Below are 20,473 nucleotides of genomic sequence, written 5' to 3' on the forward strand. Positions count from 1 at the left end.
CCGCACCGGGGGCCGCCGGCTCCGGTGCCATGGCCCGGCCCGACCGCACCGGGGGCCGCACCGCGCCGGGGCCCGGCCCGCCGGGTCCGGCCGCCCCCGCGTCACAGGGTCCGGCCGCTCCCGCGTCATGATGGGCGGGTGCGCGTCGAACCGATCACCTGGGAACTGCTGGCCGGACACCTCGCCGAGCACGTGCTCGCGTCACCGGCCGCCGACGGCAGCCCGTGGCTGCGCATCGGCGTCGACGGCGCGCCCGCCGCACGCCCGGACGAACTGGCGTCCCGCGTCGCCGACGAGCTGCGGCTGCGCGGACACGGCGTCCTCGTGGTGGGCACCGGCGGCTTCCTGCGGCCGGCCTCGCTCCGGTACGAGTACGGCCGCGAGGACCCCGACACGTATCTCAGCGGCTGGTTCGACACCGGCGCGCTGTGGCGGGAGGTCCTGGGGCCACTGGACGCGGGCGGGAACGGGCGGGTGCTGCCCGACCTCTGGGATCCCGCCACCGACCGGGCCACCCGCTCACCGCACGTCGAACTGCCCCACGGGGGAGTGCTGTTGCTGCACGGCCCGTTCCTGCTGGGCCACTGGTTCCCGTTCGACCTGACGGTGCATCTGCGGCTCTCCCCGGGAGCGCTGGAACGCCGGACCGCGGAGGCGGACCGCTGGACGCTGCCGGCCTTCGCCCGCTACGAGGACGAGGTGGCGCCCGGCCGCGCGGCGGACGTCGTCGTCCGCGCCGACGACCCGCGCCGTCCGGCCTGGAGCGGCCTGCCCTGACCGGCCCCGGGTGCGGCGCCGCCCGCCCCCGCGCAAGGGCCCGGACGCCCAGGACCGCGGCGCACGGCCGGCCGCTGGATGCGTCGTGCGGACCGGTCCCGGTCCGGTCTGCCCGTGTCAGGGGCGGCCGCCGACGAGGGTGACCGCCTGGGCGCCCGCCCGGCAGCCCGCCTCCGCGGCGGCCGGCGCGTCCGCCCCGCAGAGGCGCGCCGCGAGGAACGCGCCGGTGAACGCGTCCCCGGCGCCCGTCGAGTCCACCGGCTCGGCCGGGAGCGCCGGGACCCGCGCCGTGACCCGGCCCGACTCCGCGATCACGGCCCCCTCGGCGCCGAGGGTGACCACGGTGAGCGGCGCCAGCCGGCTGAGCTCGGCCGCCGCGTCCGCCGGATCCTCGGCGCCGGTGAGCAGCCGCGCCTCGTCCGCGTTCGGGAGGAGGATGTCCACGCCGTCGAGGGCCGACAGCGTCCTGTCCACGCCCTGGGCGGTGATGAAGCCCGCGGACGCGGGATCCACGCTCACCGGCACACCCCGCGCCCGCGCCGCGTCCATCGCCAGCCGGGCGACCTCCCTGCTGGAGTCGGCGAAGAACAGGTAGCCGGACAGATGGAGATGCCCCACCCCGTCCAGCAGTTCCGGCGACCAGTCCTCCGGTGCCAGCCGCAGCACCGCTCCGCTGTCCGTGAGGAACGTGCGCTCGGCCGAGGTGTCGACGAGCGCGATGACCGTGGCGGTCCGCAGCTCGGCGTCGGTCACCAGCATCGGCCGGACCCCCGCCGCCCGCAGCCGCTCCGCGTGCCAGGCCACGTCGTCCTCGCCCACCCGGGCCAGGATCCGGACGTCGCCGCAGCCCCGGTCGGCGGCCCAGCAGCAGACGTTGGCCCCCGCGCCGCCCGGCACGATCCGGATGTCGGCGTCGGTGTCGGTGCCCCGGGCGAGCGGTGCCGAGTGGCGGGCCACCACGTCCGTGACCACGTCGCCGACGACGAGCAGCCCGGGCGGCTCCTGACCGCGGGCGTCGTGCGGCCACGGCGCCCGGTGCGCCTTCCTGGTCCAGGACGTCATGCCCGGGCCGCCGCGTACGCCGCCGCCACCCGCGCCGCCAGCGTCACGTTCCCGCGCACGGCCGCCAGGTTGGCCTCCAGCGAGGCCCCCTCCGTGTACCGGGTGAGGCGTTCGAGGAGGAAGGGGGTGACGGCCTGGCCGGTGACGCCCTCGTGCTCCGCCTCCTGGAGGGCGCGGGCCAGCACCCGGTCGTGCAGGGCCGGTTCGAGCTGCTCCGCCTCGGGCACGGGGTTGGCCACCACCAGCGAGGTGCACGGCGGACCGAGCCGGTCCTGCGCGCGCATCACGGCGGCGACCTCCTCGGGCGTGTCCACGCTCCAGTCCACCGGCTCGCCCGACGAGGACAGGTAGAAGCCGGGGAAGTGGGCGGTCCCGTAGCCGACGACCCCCACGCCGAGCGTCTCCAGACGCTGGAGCGTGGCCGGTACGTCGAGGATGGACTTGACGCCCGCGCAGACCACGGCGACACCGCACTCCGCGAGCAGACGCAGATCGGCGGACTCGTCCTGGGTCTCCGTCCAGCCCCGGTGGACGCCGCCGAGACCGCCGGTGGCGAAGACCCGGATGCCCGCCTTCTCCGCGGCGAGCGCGGTCCCGGACACGGTGGTCGCCCCGCTGGCGCCCGTAGCGAGCGCGGGCGCGAGGTCGCGGTGCCCCAGCTTCCGGATCGCGGGGTCGCCGGCGATCCGTTCCAGCCCCTCCTTGTCGAGGCCCACACACAGCCGCCCGTCGAGGACGGCGACGGTGGCGGGCACGGCGCCCTGCTCCCGTACCAGGTCCTCCAGTTCGCGGGCGACGGCGAGATTGCGCGGGCGCGGCAACCCGTGCGCGATGATCGTCGACTCCAGGGCCACCACCGGGGCGCCGGAGTCGAGGGCGCTGCGTACCTCTGCGGACACTTCCACGGCACTGTTCGGCATGTCCTCATCCCTGGCGCGGTGGCGGGAGCCGCAAACACCGGCGTGCTCCGGGCGTCCGTCGGCGGCCCGCGGCGACACGGGGCGTGTGACGTCTCCGGTCACCGCCGCCCGCCCGCGGGGCGGGTCCGGATCAGGCGCGGTTCAGGGCCCGGCGGACGGTCAGGGCCGCCATCGGCAGCAGCAGCGCGGCGCCGAGCGCGTTCAGCCACGGGTAGCCGGCCTGCGCCACCACCAGGCCCGCCGCAGCGCCGCCGATCCCCGCCGCCGTGTTCATGGTGAGGTCCGACAGGCCCTGGACCGCCGCGCGGACCGGCTGCGGCACGGAGTCGGTGAGCAGGGCCGAGCCGGCCACCAGTCCGGCCGACCAGCCGAGGCCCAGCAGGAACAGGCCGGTCGCCGTGCGCCCGTGGCTCGCGCCGGCCGTACCGGCCAGCAGTGCCGCGACGGCGATCAGCCCGGCCGCCAGTCCGATGACCGACAGCCGGCCGAGCCGGTCCGCGAGCCTGCCCATCAGCGGGGCGAAGGCGTACATGCCCGCGATGTGGCCGCTGATCACCAGGCCGATCAGCTCGATCCCGGCGCCGTGGTGACCGAGGGCGACGGGGGTCATCGACATGATCGAGACCATCGACGTGTGCGAGACGGCGACGGTCACCAGTGCCAGCCGGGCCATGGGGGAGTCGCGTACCGCGCGGACCGCCGCCCGCAGCGAACGTCCCTCGGGGGAGCGGTCCTCCGGGGAGAGGGCGCGGGCGGTCAGCAGGGGATCCGGCCGCAGCAGGACGAGGACCAGCACGGCGGCCGCCAGGAAGACGCCCGCCGCCCACAGGAACGGCCCGGCCGCCGCCGGTATGCCCAGCCCGGACACGCTGTGCCCGGCGGGCGCGGCGATGTTCGGGCCGAGGACCGCGCCGATCGTGGTCGCCCAGACGACCAGGGAGATCGCCCGTGCCCGGTGCTCGGGCTCGGCCAGGTCCGCGGCGGCGAACCGGGCCTGGAGATTGGCGGAGGACGCCGCCCCGAAGCCCGCCATGCCGAGGAGGAGCAGCGGGAAGCTGCCGGCCACGGCGGCGACCACGACCACGCCCGCCCCGAGCGCGCCGACGGCGTAGGCGAGCACCAGCCCCGGACGCCGCCCCCTGGCGGTCATCAGGGCGGCCAGCGGCACCGAGAGCAGGGCGGTGCCCGCGACGCTCGCGGTCGGCGCGAGACCCGCCAGCGCCTCGGTGCCGCTGATCTCCTGTGCGAGCACCGTGGCGAGCGCGACGCCGGTGGCGACCCCGAGGCCGCCGAGGATCTGACTGGCGATGAGCACCGCGTTCACCCGGCGCCGCAGCGCGGGGAGTCCGGAGACGCCGGGCGCGGTGCCGGGCACGAGGGCGCCCGGCGCGGCGCCGGGCGCGGTGTCCTGCGCTTCCTGCGTGTCCTGCGTGGTGTCGGATATGCCGGGGGTGTCCGGGCCGTCGGGCGTGCCCGGCTGGAGGGTCGTCACCGGGGCAGTGTGGCAGCCCCGCCCGGGCGCGCTCCCCGCTCCGGTCGCGCTCGTCCGGGCAGGGGCGGGCTCCCGGCGGACAGGCCCTCGGTCAGAACAGCGGCTCCGGCAGCACGCCCTCCAGGGCGAGCAGCCGGCGCTTGGTCTCCAGGCCCCCGCCGAAACCGCCGAGCCCGCCGTCCGTCTCCACCACCCGGTGGCACGGCACCACCACGGGTATCGGATTGGAGCCCATCGCCGCCCCGACGGCCTGTGCGGCACCGGGCTGCCCCACCCGGGCCGCCAGATCCCCGTACCCGACGACCGTCCCGTAGGGCACACCGGCGAGCAGTTTCCGCAGCACCTCGCGGTTGAACCCGCCGCTCAGCGACCAGTCCAGCGGCAGGTCGAACTCCCGCAGCCCGCCCCCGAAGTACGCGCGGAGCTGGCGTATCGGCTCGGCCAGGCGCACACCGGTCTCCGCGACCGGCTCCGCGCCGAGCCGCTCGGCCAGCCGCGCCAGCGTGCGGTCGCGGACGGCGGGCCGGGCGTGGAAGGCCACCGTCACCAGACCCCGCCCGCTCGCGGCGAGCAGCAGCGGACCGATGTCCGTGTCGACCACGCCCCACTCGAAGGTGTTCATGCGCCCACCGTAGGACCCGGCACCGACAACGAGGCCCGCCCGGTTCCCGGCCCGTCACCGACTCCCGGTCCCGGCCCGTCACCGAGGCCCCCCGCCCCGTCGGCCGGCCCCGTCGGCCGCCCCCGCCCCGCCGGCGTCAGCCGATGGCGTCCCGCACCACGTCCGGGTTGTTGGTGATGATCCCGTCGACGCCGAAGCCGGCCACCCGGGCCGTGCCGGCCGCGTCGTTCACGGTCCAGGTGTTGACCCGCAGCGGCTTGCCGTGGGCCCCCTTGAGCGCCTGGACGGCCGCGACGTACTCCGCGGTGAGCGAGGTGTGCGTCGGGTTGATCTGGTCGGTGAAGGCCGCGTAGGCGGGGAGGTCGGCCACGGCCGGGGTGCCGAGGAAGCCGGTGGTCACGTCCGGCCGCTGCTCGTGGACGGCCCTGACGCTGTCGGCGCCGAAGCTCTGGACGACCAGGCGGCTGCGGACGTGCCGCCGGTCCAGCCAGCCCTCCTCGCCCAGGACCCGCAGGGTGTCCCGCTCGATGCCCGGGTAGAGCTCCGGCTTCTTGATCTCCAGCAGCAGCTTCTGGCCGTTGGCGTCGACCCGCCGCAGGTACTGCTGGAGCGTGGGCACCCGGGCGCCGGCCCAGCGCTCGCCGAACCAGCTCCCGGCGTCGAGCGTGGCGATCTCCGCGGCGGTGAAGTCCCTGACCTTCCAGGGCGCGCGGTCGGGGAAGCGCTGCTCCACGTCGGTGGTGCGGGCCAGCGAGTCGTCGTGGACGACGACGAGTTCGCCGTCGCTGGTGCGCTGCACGTCGTTCTCCACCCAGGCGAACCCCATCGCGTCGGCCGTGTCGACGGCGGCCAGGGTGTTCTCGGGCGCGTAGCCGGAGGCGCCGCGGTGCGCGATCACCAGGGGCGCGTCGCGGTGCCCGGCGGCCTGGTGCGGGCCGGCCCACGCCGGACCCGGCACGAGCAGCGCGGTGACTCCGACGGCGGTGGCGGCCAGGGCGGCGGCGGGGCGCGGGCGAAGGTGCACAGAAACTCCTCATGTCGTGGCGGTGATGCGCGGACGGGCCGACGCTCGCAGCGCTCGGAGAACGCGGGACAGGAGAAATATGGCCACAACGTGAACACGGTCGCCCGCAGCCGGTCATCACCGGTCTCCCGTGTCGACAAATGGCTCCCCCGCCGTTTGCAGGGACCGCCGCGGCCCGTACGCTCGCCGGGAAACGGACGTTCCATCAGGCGGCACCGGAATGGCGTGAAATCATCGGTGCCCCAGACCCCCGCACCCGCGGGGAGCCGGCCCCGGGCCGGATGACCGAGGGCGGCGGGACCGGCTTGACCAGGGGACACCGGGACTCACACGGGGCGGAAGGTACGCGATGCAGGGCACGGTGGACGGATTCGGCTACGGCCTCGTCACGCCCGTGGCGGCCTATCTCATGGCTTGTCTCGGGGGTGCGCTCGGTCTGCGCTGCACCACCAGATCCGTGCGCAACGGCGGCCGTTCCCGGCCCGGCTGGCTCGCCCTCGGCAGTGCCGCGATCGGCTCCGGCATCTGGACCATGCACTTCATCGCGATGATGGGCTTCACCGTCGCCGAGGCGCCGATCGGCTACGACCGCACCGTGACGTTCGCCTCGCTGGCGGTGGCCGTCGTCATGGTGGGGGTGGGGGTCTTCATCGTCGGGTACCGGGGGGCCACCGTGATGGCCCTGGTCACCGGCGGCACGCTGATGGGCCTCGGCATCGCGTCGATGCACTACCTGGGAATGGCCGGAATGCGGCTGCGGGGGACGATCGAGTACGACACCCTCACGGTCGCGCTGTCCGTCGTCATCGCGGTCGTCGCGGCGACCGCCGCCCTGTGGGCGGCCGTCTCCGTCCACCGGTTCTCGGCGAGTCTCCTCGCGAGCCTGGTCATGGGCATCGCCGTGAGCGGCATGCACTACGTGGGGATGGCCGCCGTCAGCGTCCATCTCCACCCGACGGCCGGGGTGCCGGACCCGGGGGAGTCTCCGGCCACCCTGCTCGCCCCCGTGCTCATCGGGCCGCTGGTCTTCCTGCTGCTGGCCGCCGCCGTGGTGATGTTCGACCCGCTGCTGGTGCTCGGCGAGCCGGAGCGCGGCGCGGCCGACGAACGCCGGCGCCCGGGCATCCCCGCCCAGCGGGCGACCGCGCCGCCCCGGCGGACCGCGGCCTGGGCGGCGGAGCCCGGCCGCCGGCGCGGCCTCGCGGAGCGCGACGGCCGCTGACCCGCCCGGGCCCCGTCGGCAACGGCCGCTGACCCGCCCCGGCCACCCGTCGGCACGGCGGCCGAACCTCAGGCCCCGTCGGCAACGGCGGTGAACCCCCGGCCACCCGTCGGCACGGCGGCGAGCCGCCAAGCGGCACGTCCGCTCCCGCCACCCCGTCGGCACGGCCGCTGAGCCGCCCCCGCCGCCCGGCAGGACGGCCCCTCCCGCGGCCCGTCAGCCGCGGCCACCGGCGGACCCGCCCGGCCTGACACGCCTCCGACCTGCGGTTTCGGGGGGCCGCCGCGGTCGGCGCGTCCCGGTTGTCGGTGGCGGGTCGTACGGTGGGATCCATGCGGCCCGTTTCCAAGATCGAACGTTCGGTGGCGCCCTTCGAGGTCGTCAGCCCCTACCAGCCCAGCGGCGACCAGCCGACGGCCATCGCCGACCTGGAGCGCCGCGTGCGCGCGGGCGAGAAGGATGTCGTCCTCCTCGGCGCCACGGGCACGGGCAAGTCCGCGACCACCGCGTGGATGATCGAGAAGCTCCAGCGCCCGACCTTGGTGATGGCGCCCAACAAGACCCTCGCCGCCCAGCTCGCCAACGAGTTCCGCGAGCTCCTCCCGAACAACGCGGTCGAGTACTTCGTCTCGTACTACGACTACTACCAGCCCGAGGCGTACGTCCCGCAGTCGGACACCTACATCGAGAAGGACTCCTCGATCAACGAGGAGGTCGAGCGGCTGCGCCACTCGGCGACCAACTCGCTGCTCACCCGGCGCGACGTGATCGTGGTCGCCTCCGTCTCCTGCATCTACGGCCTCGGCACCCCGCAGGAGTACGTGGACCGCATGGTCCAGCTCAAGGTCGGCGACGAGATCGACCGCGACCAGCTCCTCCGCCGCTTCGTCGACATCCAGTACACCCGCAACGACATGGCCTTCCAGCGGGGCACCTTCCGGGTCCGCGGCGACACCATCGAGATCTTCCCGGTCTACGAGGAGCTCGCCGTCCGGATCGAGATGTTCGGCGACGAGATCGAGGCGCTGTCCACGCTCCACCCCCTCACGGGCGAGATCATCAGCGAGGACAGCTCGCTCTACGTCTTCCCCGCCAGCCACTACGTCGCCGGCCCCGAGCGCATGGAGCGCGCGGTCAACGACATCGAGACGGAGCTGGAGCAGCGCCTGGCCGAGCTGGACAAGCAGGGCAAGCTGCTGGAGTCCCAGCGGCTGCGCATGCGCACCACCTACGACATCGAGATGATGCGCCAGATCGGCTCCTGCTCCGGCATCGAGAACTACTCGATGCACTTCGACGGCCGTGAGCCAGGCTCCCCGCCGAACACCCTCCTCGACTACTTCCCCGAGGACTTCCTGCTCGTCATCGACGAGTCCCATGTCACCGTGCCCCAGATCGGCGCGATGTACGAGGGCGACGCCTCCCGCAAGCGGACCCTGGTCGACCACGGCTTCCGGCTGCCCTCCGCGCTGGACAACCGCCCGCTGAAGTGGGAGGAGTTCCAGAAGCGGATCGGCCAGACCGTGTATCTGTCCGCCACCCCCGGCACCTACGAGCTGTCGCGCGGCGACGGGTTCGTGGAGCAGATCATCCGCCCCACCGGCCTGGTCGACCCGGAGGTCGTGGTCAAGCCCACCGAGGGCCAGATCGACGACCTCGTCCACGAGATCCGGCTGCGCACCGACCGGGACGAGCGGGTCCTGGTGACCACCCTCACCAAGAAGATGGCCGAGGACCTCACCGACTACTTCCTCGAACTGGGCATCCAGGTCCGCTACCTCCACAGCGACGTCGACACCCTGCGCAGGATCGAGCTGCTGCGCGAGCTGCGGGCCGGCGAGTACGACGTGCTCGTGGGCATCAACCTCCTCCGGGAGGGGCTGGACCTGCCGGAGGTGTCCCTGGTGGCCATCCTCGACGCCGACAAGGAGGGCTTCCTGCGGTCGGGTACCTCCCTCATCCAGACCATCGGCCGCGCGGCCCGCAACGTCTCCGGCCAGGTCCACATGTACGCGGACAAGATCACCCCGGCGATGGAGAAGGCCATCGAGGAGACCAACCGCCGCCGCGAGAAGCAGATCGCGTACAACACCGAGAAGGGCATCGACCCGCAGCCGCTGCGCAAGAAGATCAACGACATCGTCGCGACCATCGCGCGTGAGGAGATCGACACCGAGGAACTGCTCGGCACCGGCTACCGGCAGGCGAAGGCGGAGAAGCCCGGCAAGGGAGCGCGGACCCCGGTGCCCTCGCTCGGCGGAGCGGGCGGTCCCGGGAAGAAGGACGGCGGCCTCACCGACCGCCCCGCGGCCGAACTCGCGGGCATCATCGAGGAGATGACCGACCGCATGCGGGCGGCCGCCGCGGAGCTCCAGTTCGAGGTCGCCGCGCGACTGCGCGACGAGGTGGGCGAGTTGAAGAAGGAGCTGCGCCAGATGAGGGAGGCGGGGCTCGCGTGATGCACACCGGGCGCCTGTGTTGCAAGACCGACACAAAATCGGGCGCCCGGTGCTGCACGGCACCAATCACTGCGTAGGGTGCAGCTCAACCGTGCGAAAGAGCGGTTGAGGAATTTCGAAGAAGGGGACAGCGCGTGACGGTCAACATGACCAAGGGGCAGGCGATCAGCCTGCAGAAGAGCGACGGGGGCACCCTCACGGCTGTGCGGATGGGGCTCGGCTGGCAGGCCGCTCCTCGCCGCGGTCTGTTCGGCTCCCGGACCCGCGAGATCGACCTGGACGCGTCGGCCGTGCTCTTCGCCGACAAGCAGCCGGTGGACGTGGTCTTCTTCCGCCACCTCGTCAGCGACGACGGTTCGGTCAAGCACACCGGTGACAACCTCGTGGGCGGCGCCGGTTCCGGCGGCGACGACGAGGCGATCCTCGTGGACCTCCAGCGGGTCCCGGTCCACATCGACCAGATCGTCTTCACGGTGAACTCCTTCACCGGCCAGACGTTCCAGGAGGTGCAGAACGCCTTCTGCCGCATCGTCGACGAGACCAACGGCCAGGAGCTGGCCCGCTACACGCTCGACGGCGGCGGCCAGTACACGGCGCAGATCATGGCCAAGGTGCACCGGGCCGGCAGCGGCTGGCAGATGACCGCCCTGGGCAACCCGGCCAACGGCCGTACCTTCCAGGACCTGATGCCGGCGATCCTGCCGCACCTGTAGGACCCGCCCGCGGGTGCGGGACCGGCCACGGCCGGTCCCGCACCCGGCGGACCGCAGCTCCCGGAGGCGCAGCCCCCGGGAGCTGCACCGATTCGGGCGCGCACGGCACCACCGCATCACCAGCGACACCACCAGCACCGCACAGCACAGGACCGAGGGGAAAGAGAGCGATGACGGCCGAGCTGGTCCGGGGGCAGAACCACCCCTTGCCCCACACCCGACTGGACATACGGGTGTCGGCCGGACACCCGGTCGTGGCCTGTGCCACCTTCGTGGACGACCGCGGCACCGCCCGCGAGGAGTGGATCGCCCGCCCCGGCGCACCGGTGCTGCCCGGTGTCGAGGTTCCCCCGGGTGCCGAGAGCGCCCCCCGTTTCCGGCTCGACCTGGACGCCGTCCCCGCAGAGGCCCACCAGATCAGCGTGCTGCTCGCGCTGGCGGGCCCGCCGGAGCGCTTCGGCGCCACGGCCGCGCCGTTCGTCGCCGTCGTCGCGGACAGCGGCGAGGAGATCGCCAGCTTCACCGTCACCGGGCTGGAGAGCGAGACCGCCGTCGTCGCCCTGGAGGTGTACCGGCGGCAGGGCGCCTGGAAGGTCCGCGCCGTCGGCCAGGGCTACGCGGGCGGCCTCGGCGACCTGCTGGCCGACCAGGGCGTGGCCCGGGCCCGGGAGATCGCCGACGCGGTCCGCGCCGTCGTCGCGCCCGCCGTGCCGCGCACCGAGCCCGCCCGGCTGTCCACCCGCACCGACGGCGGCGTCCCCGCCGCACCGGGACCGGACCAGAGCCCCGCGCCGGACGCCGCCCTGGCCGGCGGCCGCACGATCCCCGACGGCCCCTCGGCGCCCGTCGGCCCCCCGCAGACCCCGGTCCCCGACGGGCCCCAGGTGCCCGCGGGGCCGATCAACTACTCCCACCCGCGCCGCAGGCCCGCTGCCCCGCCCCCGCCGGTGGCCGCGCCCGCCGGCGAGCCGGGCCGCCCCGCGGGCCCCGTGGCCGGCGACGCCACCGGCTGGTCCATGGACGAGCGCCTCTACAACCAGGTCTGGGGGATGTTCGAGGACCTCGCCCGCGCCGTGGCCGCCTACCGCAGCGCGGTGGAGTTCGCCGAGTCCCGGATGGACAAGGAGCTCGACCAGGTCCTCTCCGACCCCCGCAGCCGGATCGGCAGCGGCGGGGACGCGGCCCGTGCCGCCGCCCGTGCCAAGTTCGAGCAGCTCCGCGACCAGGCGCGCCAGGTGCTCGACCGCGACCTGGCGCAGCTCACCGCGGAGTCCGAGGTCGTGGAGCCCGCGCTGCCCGCCTCCTACGCCCGCTGGGACAACCCGGTCTGGCACGCCTACCGGGTGCCCATGGAGATCCCCATGGCGCTGCGGATCGGCGACATCCACCTGCCCGAGAGCCCCGAGCTGCGGATCCCGCTGCTGGTGCGCCTGCCGCTGGAGCGGGGCCTGTGGGTCGACAGCGGCCGGTCCAGCTCGGACGCCGCGCTCGCCATGGACGAGGGCGCGCTGCGCAGGCAGGCCGCCGACACGGCGGTGGCCCTCGCGGCCCGGCTGATCGCGGTCTACCCGCCGGGGGAGTTCACCGTCCATGTGATCGACCCGGCGGGCTCGGCCGCCGGCCCCCTCGCGCCGCTCGTCGAGACCGGTGTGCTGGCCACGCCCCCGGCCCCCGGCGCCCAGGGCGTGCACAGCGTGCTCTCCCGGCTCACCGAGCGCGTCGACCTGGTCTCCATGGCCATGCGCGGCGGCGCCGCCGACGCCCTGCCGCCGGACCTCGACCGCGCCGAGCAGCTGCTGATCGTCAACGACTTCCCGCACGGTTTCGACGACCGCGCCGTCACCCAGCTCCGCTACCTGGCCGACGAGGGCCCCGCCGTCGGCGTCCATCTGCTGATGGTCGCGGACCGTGAGGACGCCAGCGCCTACGGCCCGGTGCTGGACCCGCTGTGGCGTTCACTCCTGAGGATCACTCCCGTCCCCGACGACCATCTGGCCGACCCCTGGGTGCGGCACGCCTGGACGTACGAACCGGCGACCGTTCCGCCGGGCAGCGCGATCCTGCGGCAGGTTCTCGAACAGGTTGCCGCCGCCCGGCGCTCCTGGGGTCGCTGACCTGGCCTTTCGACAGGCGCTGTTCGATATCCGGGCAGCGCCTTTGGTCTCGGCTTTACCTTTTCTTGGTCCTCCCTGTACTGTTCCTTGAGCGGAGGGGAGTACTCCCGACTTGCGGCGTGCCCGTCAATACGGACCGAAAGAGAGGTCCCGGGGCGCCGGCCCGTGGTGCGGTGGGACGCCGCCCGGGTGGAGGAGACCTCCGGCAGCGACGACGCTGATCAGTAGCCGTACGACGCCGGAGGCGCAGTGGACGTTTCAATGACTCTCTGGGTGCTGACCATTCTCGGTCTCAGCGCCCTGATCGCCGTCGACTTCTTCATCGGGCGCAAGCCCCATGACGTGTCGATCAAGGAAGCCGGAATCTGGACCATCGTCTGGGTCGTCCTCGCCGTGCTCTTCGGCATCGGACTTCTCGTCGCGGGCGAGAGCCAGGCATCGGGCGAGTTCTTCGCGGGCTTCATCACCGAGAAGTCCTTGAGTGTGGACAACCTCTTCGTCTTCGTCCTGATCATGGCGAAGTTCGCGGTGCCGTCCCACCTCCAGCAGCGGGTGCTGCTCATCGGTGTGCTGATCGCCCTGGTGCTCCGCGCGATCTTCATCGCGGCCGGTGCCGCGATCATCGCCAGCTTCTCCTGGGTCTTCTACATCTTCGGCGCGTTCCTGATCTACACGGCCTGGAAGCTCATCCAGGAGGCGCGTGCCGACGACGAGGAGGAGGAGTTCGAGGAGAACAGGCTCCTCAAGTCGGTCGAGAAGAAGTTCGGCGTCGCGGACAAGTACCACGGCACCAAGCTCTTCATCAAGGTCAACGGCAAGCGCGTGATGACCCCGCTGATGGTGGTCATGCTCGCCATCGGCACCACCGACGTGCTCTTCGCGCTCGACTCGATCCCCGCGATCTTCGGCCTCACCCAGGACCCGTACATCGTGTTCACGGCGAACGCCTTCGCCCTGATGGGTCTGCGCCAGCTCTACTTCCTCATCGGCGGTCTGCTCAAGAAGCTGGTCCACCTCAGCTACGGCCTCTCGGTGATCCTCGGCTTCATCGGCGTCAAACTCGTGCTGCACGCGCTGCACGAGAGCGGCGTGCACGTGCCGGAGATCTCCATCCCGTTCTCCCTGGCCGTCATCTGCGGTGTGCTGATCATCACGACGATCACCAGCCTGATCGCGTCCAAGAAGCAGTCGGAGAGGGAGGCGGCCGAGGCCGCCGCCGCGGGCCCGGCGGACGACTCGGGCAAGGACAAGGACAGCGTCGAGGCCTGACCGGCCACCGGCGGGCAACGACCTGAGGCCCCGGCCGGGAGCGGACGCGAGAGCGTCACGCCCCCCGGCCGGGGCCTTCGCCGTGCGCGGACCGATCCGCGGCGGCCGCGGCTGCGAATACCGTGACAGGACCGCATCGCCGGCCCCGTGGCAAGGGGCCGGCCGCACCGAGGGACGTGACCGTCATCGCCGTACGCCCGCAGCCGCACACCGCACCGCCCGCCCTTGTGCTCGACCGCATGCCGGACCGCCCGGCGGCGGCCGTGCTGGTGCTCCACGGGGGCCGCGCCGACGGGCTCGCCCCGCCGTCCGCCCTGAGCCTGGCCGGCGCCCGGATGCGGCCCTTCACGGCCGCGATCACCCGGGCGACGGCGGGCCGGGACATCGCCGTGGGCCGCGTCCGCTACGTCCACCGCGGCTGGAACGGGGAGCGGGCCGACGCCGCCCGGGACGCCTCGCGCGCGCTCGGCGAACTGGCCGCCGTCTGCGGAAGCGTCCCCGTCGTCCTCGTCGGCCACTCGATGGGCGGCCGGGCCGCGCTGAGCGCCGCGGCGGATCCCCTGGTGCGGGGGGTGGTCGCCCTGGCCCCCTGGTGCCCCGAGGACGAGCCCGTGGACCATCTCGCCGGTACCGACGTCGTGCTCGTCCACGGCGACCGCGACCGGGTGACGGACCCACGGGGCTCCTGGAGCGTGGCCCGCCGCGCCCGCGCCGCCGGTGCCAGGACCTGCGCCCTGCGGATGCCGGGCGGCGACCACGCGATGCTCCGCGGGGCGACCGCCTGGCACGCGCTCACCGCCCGCCTGGTGACGGGCCTGCTCGGTCTCGGCCCCCTGCCGCCCGGGGTGGTCCGTGCCTTCACCGGAGCCGGCGACGCCGGACCCGTGGACGCCACCGCGCTCGACCGGGCCTGACCCGGGCGCCGCGGGGCGCCTGCCGTGCGGGCGGCCTACCAGCCGCGGCTGCGCCACTCGGGGAGCTGGGGGCGCTCCGCGCCGAGCGTGGTGTCCCGGCCGTGGCCCGGGTAGACCCAGGTCTCGTCGGGCAGCGCGCCGAAGAGCTTCTCCTCGACGCCGTCCAGCAGCGAGGCGAAGGCCGCCGGGTCGTCGTGGGTGTTGCCCACGCCGCCCGGGAATCCGTAGGGTTCTCTACCGTGAACACCAAGACGCTCCCTCGCCGTACGGTCGTCCTCCTCTACGCCCGGATCTCCGAGGATCCCCGCGACCGCCGGCGAGGCGTCAACCGGCAGATGGCCGACTTGCGCGGGTTCGCCGAGGAGAACGGTTGGGAGGTCGGCGGCGAGTACATCGAGAACGACGTCTCGGCCCACTCGGGAGAGGAGCGGCCCGAGTACGACCGGTTCATGGCCGCTGCCATCGGGGTCGCCCGCGAGCCCGGCGTCCGCGTCGTCGTCGCGGGTTATCACCCGTCGCGCGTCTGGCGTCGCCGCGTCGAACGGGCGCAGGCGATCGAAGATCTGCGGCACGCGGGGTGCTGGGTCGCCTTCGAGACCGGAGGCCTGTTCAACATGGCGAAGGCGTCGGATCGCTCGCAGCTCGCCAACCTCGGAGAGTCGGACACCGCCGAGTCCGAGGTGAAGAGCGAGCGCGTCGCTCGTGCGGCCCTGGAGCGGGCACAGGAGGGGCGCGCCAACGGTGCCGTGGCGTACGGGTGGAGGCGTCAGTACGAGTACGACGCTCGGGGTCAGGTCGACGGATTCCACGACGTGGAGGACCCGGAGCAAGCGGCCGTGGTGCGCGACATCGTGACCCGGCTCCTCGCGGGGGAGTCGCTTCTCGGGGTCACCGCCGACCTGAATGCCCGGGGCGTCCCGAGCCCCGGGGCAGGCCGCGTCCTGAAGCGGCGCGCCGTCGGGCAGACCGACGACGGTTCACTCTGGAACAAGACCAGCGTGAAGAAGCTCGCGCTGCGGCCCGCCAACGTCGGTATCCGCGTTCACCAGGGCGTGGAGTACAAGGCGGCATGGCCGGCACTGATCACGGACGAGCAGCATGCCCAGCTCCGGAACATGTTCGCCGGACGCGCCGTGGTGCGCGAACTCCCGGGGGCGCGAAAGTACCTCCTTACCTGGGGCGAAGTCGCCACCTGCGGGCCGTGTGGGGCGGTCCTCCGGGTGGCGACGCGGGGGAACGCGAAGCGGGGGAAGAAGCAGCCCACGTACGTCTGCGACGGAGCCGGGTGTGTAGGCAGGAATGTGGAGGCCCTGGATCGGTACGTGGGCCGTGTCGTGGTCGGAGTGCTGTCCCGGCCGGACGCGGCCGACGTCTTCCGGGGCGACAGCACGGCGGCCCTAACGGCCCTGGAGCGGGCCGAGGGGCTGAAGGCGAGGCAGGCTACGGCGGCCGACGACTACGCAGCGGGGCTCATCACGCGTGAACAACTCCTCCGCATCACGAGCACACTGGCGGGTCAGATCACCGAGGCGCAGAGCGAGGCGCGCCGACTGCGCCCCTCATTCGACCTGGACGCGTTCGACGGTCTCGTAGGCGAGCGGGCGGCCGATTCGTGGGAGGCGCTGGGGGTGGCGCAGAAGCGGCGGGTGCTCGACGGGCTCGGACTCCGTGTCCGCGTCGATCGGGTATCCCGTCGGGGTCCGGGATTCGATGAGTCCACCATCGCCCTGCGGTGGGCGCGCACGGATGGTTGGCCGGGGACGCGACAAGAGACCCTCGGGTAAATGGGCGGCCATGCAGACGAGAGCGCCCCTCTCCCGCAATCGGGAGAGGGGCGCTTCGCCGTGCTCGTCGGTCAACCGACCCGGTCCGGATCGAGCGCCCGGTAGATCGTGGCGCGTCCGACCCCCAGTTCGTCGGCGATCTCCTGGACGGTGTGCCGAGGCCGACCATCCTCGTCCCGCTCGTCGCGCATGAACCGGGCATGCCGGACCTGCGCCGGGGTGAGCGCGTTCTTCCGGCCGCCCACCTTCCCCTTGGCCCGAGCGGAGGCGAGCCCGTCCATGGTCCGCTCCACGTTCAAGCTGCGCTCGAACTCGGCAACGGCTCCGAGGATTTGGAACATGAACCGCCCCACCGGGGTGGAGGTGTCCAAGCCCTGATCCAGGACGACGAGGTCCACGGCGCGCGCCTCCAGCTCGGCGGACACCTCCAACAGGTGCTTCAGGGAGCGCCCGAGCCGGTCAAGCTTCGTGATCACGAGGGTGTCCCCGGCGCGCAGCCGGGTCATGACCTTGTCCAGCTCGGGGCGGTTCGTCAGCTTGCCGCTGATCTTGTCGAGGTAGATCTCCTCGCAGCCAGCCGCTTCCAGGGCGGCGCGCTGCACGTCAAGGTTCTGATCCGTGGTGGACACGCGTCCGTAGCCGATCCTCATGCCAACTACTCTATCAAAAACGGGGGTTAGCGATACATTGATTCGGACACGGGTTGTGAGACGCGAAAACCCTGGAGTCATCGTCCAGCGCGGGAGCGTCTCGCAAACGATCGTTTACGGACGGAGCCCCAATCGGGTTCCACTGCAAGGGAGTTGACCACCACACTTGCACCAGAGCCCCGCCAGCACGATGGCTGGCGGGGCTCTGGTGTCGCAGGCAGCTACGCCTGTCGCAGTCTCAGGCGGTACGCAGAGACTGCGGACTGACGCCGATGGGCGGGTTCAGGCCGTCGAGCTTCACCGGGACGCCCACCAGGAGCGCCGCCGCGATGAGCGCCCCGTTCGTCACGTACCGCCCCGTCGCCTCCTCCATCACGTGCTTCAGGTGGTAGCTGGACGGAGAGTCGTCGGATGTGGCACTGGTCCAACCCAGTTCGCCGATCCAGTCAGCGGCCTGCTGGACAGAGGTCAAATCGGAGGCCAGGTCGGCGCGAAGGTCAGGCTCTTTGTCGGCAGGGACGAGCGTGGAGCGACCGTACCCCTCGGAAGTGAGCGTGGGGTGGGCGGTCATGAGCTGGTCGAGGTCTGACTGCGTGATGGCGGGCATGCGTACTCCTTCGGACGGGCCGGCCGGATGCCCCATGATCCCGGAAGCGGGGGGCTGTGTCCGGCGAAAGGGAACGGCAGGGGCGAGGCTCCGGGGCGGTCACGAGAACCGAGGGCGGCCACGGCCACCCCGGGGCGTCGGCCCCCCGGGGTGGCCGTGGCGGGGCCCCACGACCCGCTCTCCGTCCGTACGGCCCCTCGGGGTCCGGGGATTGCCATGGGGGCGGGAATGGGGCGCAGCGGGCGACGTGTGGCACCGGTGTCAGCGTCGACCCTCTCTCTGCGGCTCCCCACCACGGGCCGCCACGGCGACGAGGGCGGAACCAAGTGGATGTGCAGGGCTGTGCAGGGGGCTGTGCAGGGGGTGTGCAGGGGGAGGGTGCACGGAAATGATCTCTATCGCCCCATGCCAGAAGGGGTTCCGACTCCGCTGTGCAGGGCGTGCAAGGCATTTCGAAGAAACTACGCGCTATAAGAGATGAGGGGATGTCTAGTGGCTCCTAAGGGCTGCAATGGAGATTTGCCCTGCACACCCTGCACAGCGGGGCCCTAGATGCCTCCTGAACTGCGGAAACGCTGTGCAGGGTACCCCTGCACGGCCCCTGCATAGCGGCCGATGCCTGCCCGGAACGCAAGAAAGCCCCCTGCCGCATCGGCAGGGGGCTTCCGGGTGACTGCTAGCCGGTGGATGACCACGCGTCGGGGTCCGGGGCCGGCGCGGCCGTAGGGTCAAGGTGTACGCCTACGTAGTACTGCTGCTGTTTCCCTCCGTCGCGCATCCTCTTGGCGACGATCCCTGGGTACGCGGCGTAGAGATCCTGAGCGAACGTCGGCTCGGTACCCACCTTGTCGCGGCCGACCTCGTCGGTGCACCACGCCTGCCACGCCCTGAAAAGATCAGCCTTCAGGATGCGTGACTCCGGGCTGAGAATGCAGCGCTCCTCGATGAACGCGCGCACCGGCTGCGCCTTGGCCCGGTACAGGTCCCATGCGTTCTGCGCGGAACCGGGCGCCGTGAACCGCAGCCCGTTGGCTACGAGCCGGTCGTATCCCTCCAAGGCCCACCGGAGCACCCCCGGGAGTTCGCTGGCGAGGATGCGGGGCTCGATCGTGCGGTCCTCGGCGCCCTGGAAGCTCTGAGTCGTGGTCGCCACCAGCATGCGGGCGGCGAGCGCACCTGACTCGTCGGCAAACGTCGGGATGTTGTTGGACAGGATCGCGAGCCGGACCGGCAGGCGCCCGTTCCACGGATCCTTGTGCTTCACGTCGACCTGGACCGTGTCCTCACCCGTGATCATGAGGAGCTTTTCGAGGATCTGATCCTTGTCGCGAGTGGGCACGCGAGCGTCGGCGATGACCGCGAGCGACTTGCCGATGAGCTGCGACATGCCGAAGTTGGACGCGAACGCCCCCATGGTCGGGCCGGCCGTGGCCGCCGCGCCGATCATCGCGGTGAGGATCCGCATCATGAGTCCCTTGCCGGACCGGGGCGGACCGAGGAGTACGAGCATCTTCTGAAGGTCGGTACGTCCCGACAGGACGTAGCCGAACCACTCCTGGATCAGGGCAATGGAATCGGGGTCGTCACCCCAGACGCTGGCCAGGAACCCGAGCCACACGGTCGGCTCGCGTGCGTCCACCACGTAGTCGTACGGCACCGAATGCAGGTTGAACAGCTTGGGCGTGCACGGACGCATCTCCCGCGTCTCCAGGTTCAACAGCCCGTTCGCGCAGGGGAGGTACGTGCGCGCCGGCACCTCGCTCGGGTGCCCGCGCCGCCACATGGGCGCGTCGCCCCGGTCGCTCTCCTTGACCTTCGCCTGAAGGGCCTCGTTCAGGTCGGCGATCCGGCTGCGGTTGGGCGTCCACGCCACGGGGACTAACACCTCACCCTTCGCGGTGCGCACGATGTCTGGCCGGCCCACCTCAGCGTCCTTGGCCGGACGCAGGTACAGCGCATCCTCGGTGCGCTCGTACAGCCGAGCCCGCATGTCGTCGTCCGACACCGCCTCCCAGTGCGCGCCCGTCCACTCCCAGTACTGCCCGAGCCGGTAGACCAGCGTGGTCACGGCATTCCGGGAGTGCTCGATCGCGATTCTCGTCGCGACCCGGGAGGGGTACACGGGTGACGGGAGATACGGGCCGAGGTCGTCGCCGTCCCGGGACGCCATCCACGCCGTGAGGGTGTCCAGGGAGTCGTCATCGTTCGGAAGGATCGCGACCGGCGCCGACACCTCGGCCGGGGTGAACTCGTGCCCGCTGCCCGGAAGGTGGAACGGCGCGGGCTCGCCGCAGGTGGCGCACGCCTGAGGCGCCTCGTCCATGACGGTCATCAGGCGGCCCACCGCATCTCGTCGCGCTCGGCGGTCAGGTAGACCCCGGGCCGTCCGGGCACCGCGATCGGCGGCCACCCCGGAGTCGCGCGCAGCGCGTGCGCCGGGCGCGGGCGGTACGGGGCGGGCGTCTCCTTCGCGAAGGTGTGGACCCGGGAGACGTCGGCGAGCATCTGTACGAGACCCTCCTCGTCGCCGAATCGTCGCCACATCTCCGCCGCGTGCAGCGCGCTCGCGAGTCGGCGAGGGTCGTCCGGGCCGAGGGCGGCCCACTCAGGCGTCCCGTACGTCGGGAGGTCTTCGTCCGTCCATGCGATACGGGCGCCAGCCCACAGTTCCGTCAGGGCGTGCGCACTGACACGCGCCTCTGGGCTTGACTTGCGATCACTCAGGTAACCGGGCATTCTGGCTCCGTCGAGTAACTGATCTAGCCGCTGTGAACGGCTTGGTCTACGAAAAGCCCCGGTTCCCGCCGGGGCTTTCGTCTTTCACCACCACAGCCCCGGTCGCCG

The 20,473-nt window shown here is 72.5% G+C and carries 17 protein-coding genes and 1 pseudogene; 8 read left to right on the top strand and 10 right to left on the bottom strand.

The features are described 5' to 3' along the window. Positions 1-138: 138 nt before the first annotated feature. Entirely contained in the window at positions 139-777 is a 639-nt protein-coding gene (locus tag JE024_RS26440) for a nucleoside/nucleotide kinase family protein (protein WP_205375978.1), read from the top strand. A gap of 117 nt (positions 778-894) precedes the next feature. Here the strand turns inward: JE024_RS26440 and JE024_RS26445 are convergent, their stop codons facing one another. From JE024_RS26445 to JE024_RS26465, 5 genes are all read right to left on the bottom strand, one after another. After that, positions 895-1,839, bottom strand: a complete 945-nt coding sequence (locus tag JE024_RS26445) for a carbohydrate kinase family protein (RefSeq protein ID WP_205375979.1) — start codon at positions 1,837-1,839, stop codon at positions 895-897. Then, positions 1,836-2,759, bottom strand: coding sequence for a pseudouridine-5'-phosphate glycosidase (locus JE024_RS26450; protein WP_205375980.1), 924 nt, complete (start codon positions 2,757-2,759; stop codon positions 1,836-1,838). Before JE024_RS26450 ends, JE024_RS26445 begins: the two co-directional genes overlap by 4 nt. A 130-nt stretch (positions 2,760-2,889) precedes the next feature. Next, positions 2,890-4,134 carry an MFS transporter gene (locus tag JE024_RS26455; RefSeq protein WP_205376740.1) on the bottom strand — a complete coding sequence of 415 codons (1,245 nt, stop codon included), beginning with the start codon at positions 4,132-4,134 and terminating at the stop codon, positions 2,890-2,892. A 208-nt stretch (positions 4,135-4,342) separates the two neighbouring features. Next, a complete protein-coding gene (locus JE024_RS26460; protein WP_205375981.1) occupies positions 4,343-4,873 on the bottom strand; it encodes a methylated-DNA--[protein]-cysteine S-methyltransferase in 531 nt (176 codons plus the stop codon). A gap of 136 nt (positions 4,874-5,009) precedes the next feature. Then, positions 5,010-5,897 (bottom strand): glycerophosphodiester phosphodiesterase, encoded by an 888-nt coding sequence (locus JE024_RS26465; protein ID WP_372449843.1) that lies wholly within the window; start codon positions 5,895-5,897, stop codon positions 5,010-5,012. 349 nt (positions 5,898-6,246) lie between these two features. Between JE024_RS26465 and JE024_RS26470 the strand changes: the two genes are divergently transcribed. The 6 genes from JE024_RS26470 to JE024_RS26495 all read left to right on the top strand — a co-directional run bounded on the left by JE024_RS26470 (position 6,247) and on the right by JE024_RS26495 (position 14,588). Then, positions 6,247-7,119, top strand: a complete 873-nt coding sequence (locus JE024_RS26470) for an MHYT domain-containing protein (protein WP_205375982.1) — start codon at positions 6,247-6,249, stop codon at positions 7,117-7,119. 332 nt (positions 7,120-7,451) lie between these two features. Further along, positions 7,452-9,578 (top strand): excinuclease ABC subunit UvrB, encoded by a 2,127-nt coding sequence (gene uvrB, locus JE024_RS26475; protein WP_205375983.1) that lies wholly within the window; start codon positions 7,452-7,454, stop codon positions 9,576-9,578. 134 nt (positions 9,579-9,712) lie between these two features. Continuing rightward, positions 9,713-10,291, top strand: a complete 579-nt coding sequence (locus JE024_RS26480) for a TerD family protein (RefSeq protein WP_104789925.1) — start codon at positions 9,713-9,715, stop codon at positions 10,289-10,291. A 170-nt stretch (positions 10,292-10,461) separates the two neighbouring features. Further along, positions 10,462-12,405, top strand: coding sequence for a TerD family protein (locus tag JE024_RS26485; protein WP_205375984.1), 1,944 nt, complete (start codon positions 10,462-10,464; stop codon positions 12,403-12,405). Positions 12,406-12,654: 249 nt separating this feature from the next. Then, positions 12,655-13,674 carry a TerC family protein gene (locus JE024_RS26490; RefSeq protein ID WP_205375985.1) on the top strand — a complete coding sequence of 340 codons (1,020 nt, stop codon included), beginning with the start codon at positions 12,655-12,657 and terminating at the stop codon, positions 13,672-13,674. Positions 13,675-13,913: 239 nt separating this feature from the next. Next, a complete protein-coding gene (locus tag JE024_RS26495; protein ID WP_244883228.1) occupies positions 13,914-14,588 on the top strand; it encodes an alpha/beta family hydrolase in 675 nt (224 codons plus the stop codon). A gap of 35 nt (positions 14,589-14,623) precedes the next feature. On the opposite strand, the pseudogene JE024_RS26500 reads toward JE024_RS26495, so the two are convergent. After that, positions 14,624-14,812, bottom strand: a pseudogene (locus JE024_RS26500) (MBL fold metallo-hydrolase); the annotation flags it as partial. 15 nt (positions 14,813-14,827) lie between these two features. Here JE024_RS26500 and JE024_RS26505 point away from each other — a divergent pair. Then, positions 14,828-16,372, top strand: coding sequence for a recombinase family protein (locus JE024_RS26505; protein WP_372449844.1), 1,545 nt, complete (start codon positions 14,828-14,830; stop codon positions 16,370-16,372). Positions 16,373-16,443: 71 nt separating this feature from the next. Here JE024_RS26505 and JE024_RS26510 read toward each other — a convergent pair whose 3' ends face one another. The 4 genes from JE024_RS26510 to JE024_RS42665 form a co-directional block, all read right to left on the bottom strand. Then, entirely contained in the window at positions 16,444-17,022 is a 579-nt protein-coding gene (locus JE024_RS26510; protein WP_205375989.1) for a recombinase family protein, read from the bottom strand. 238 nt (positions 17,023-17,260) lie between these two features. Then, positions 17,261-17,629 carry a hypothetical protein gene (locus JE024_RS26515; RefSeq protein ID WP_205375990.1) on the bottom strand — a complete coding sequence of 123 codons (369 nt, stop codon included), beginning with the start codon at positions 17,627-17,629 and terminating at the stop codon, positions 17,261-17,263. A 676-nt stretch (positions 17,630-18,305) separates the two neighbouring features. Then, positions 18,306-19,961 carry a DNA primase family protein gene (locus JE024_RS26520; protein WP_205375991.1) on the bottom strand — a complete coding sequence of 552 codons (1,656 nt, stop codon included), beginning with the start codon at positions 19,959-19,961 and terminating at the stop codon, positions 18,306-18,308. After that, positions 19,961-20,365, bottom strand: a complete 405-nt coding sequence (locus JE024_RS42665; RefSeq protein ID WP_507232747.1) for a DUF2742 domain-containing protein — start codon at positions 20,363-20,365, stop codon at positions 19,961-19,963. The genes JE024_RS26520 and JE024_RS42665 overlap by 1 nt, the downstream gene beginning before the upstream one ends. Between the last annotated feature and the right edge of the window lie 108 nt (positions 20,366-20,473).

The organism is Streptomyces zhihengii (assembly GCF_016919245.1).
Classification (GTDB): domain Bacteria; phylum Actinomycetota; class Actinomycetes; order Streptomycetales; family Streptomycetaceae; genus Streptomyces; species Streptomyces zhihengii.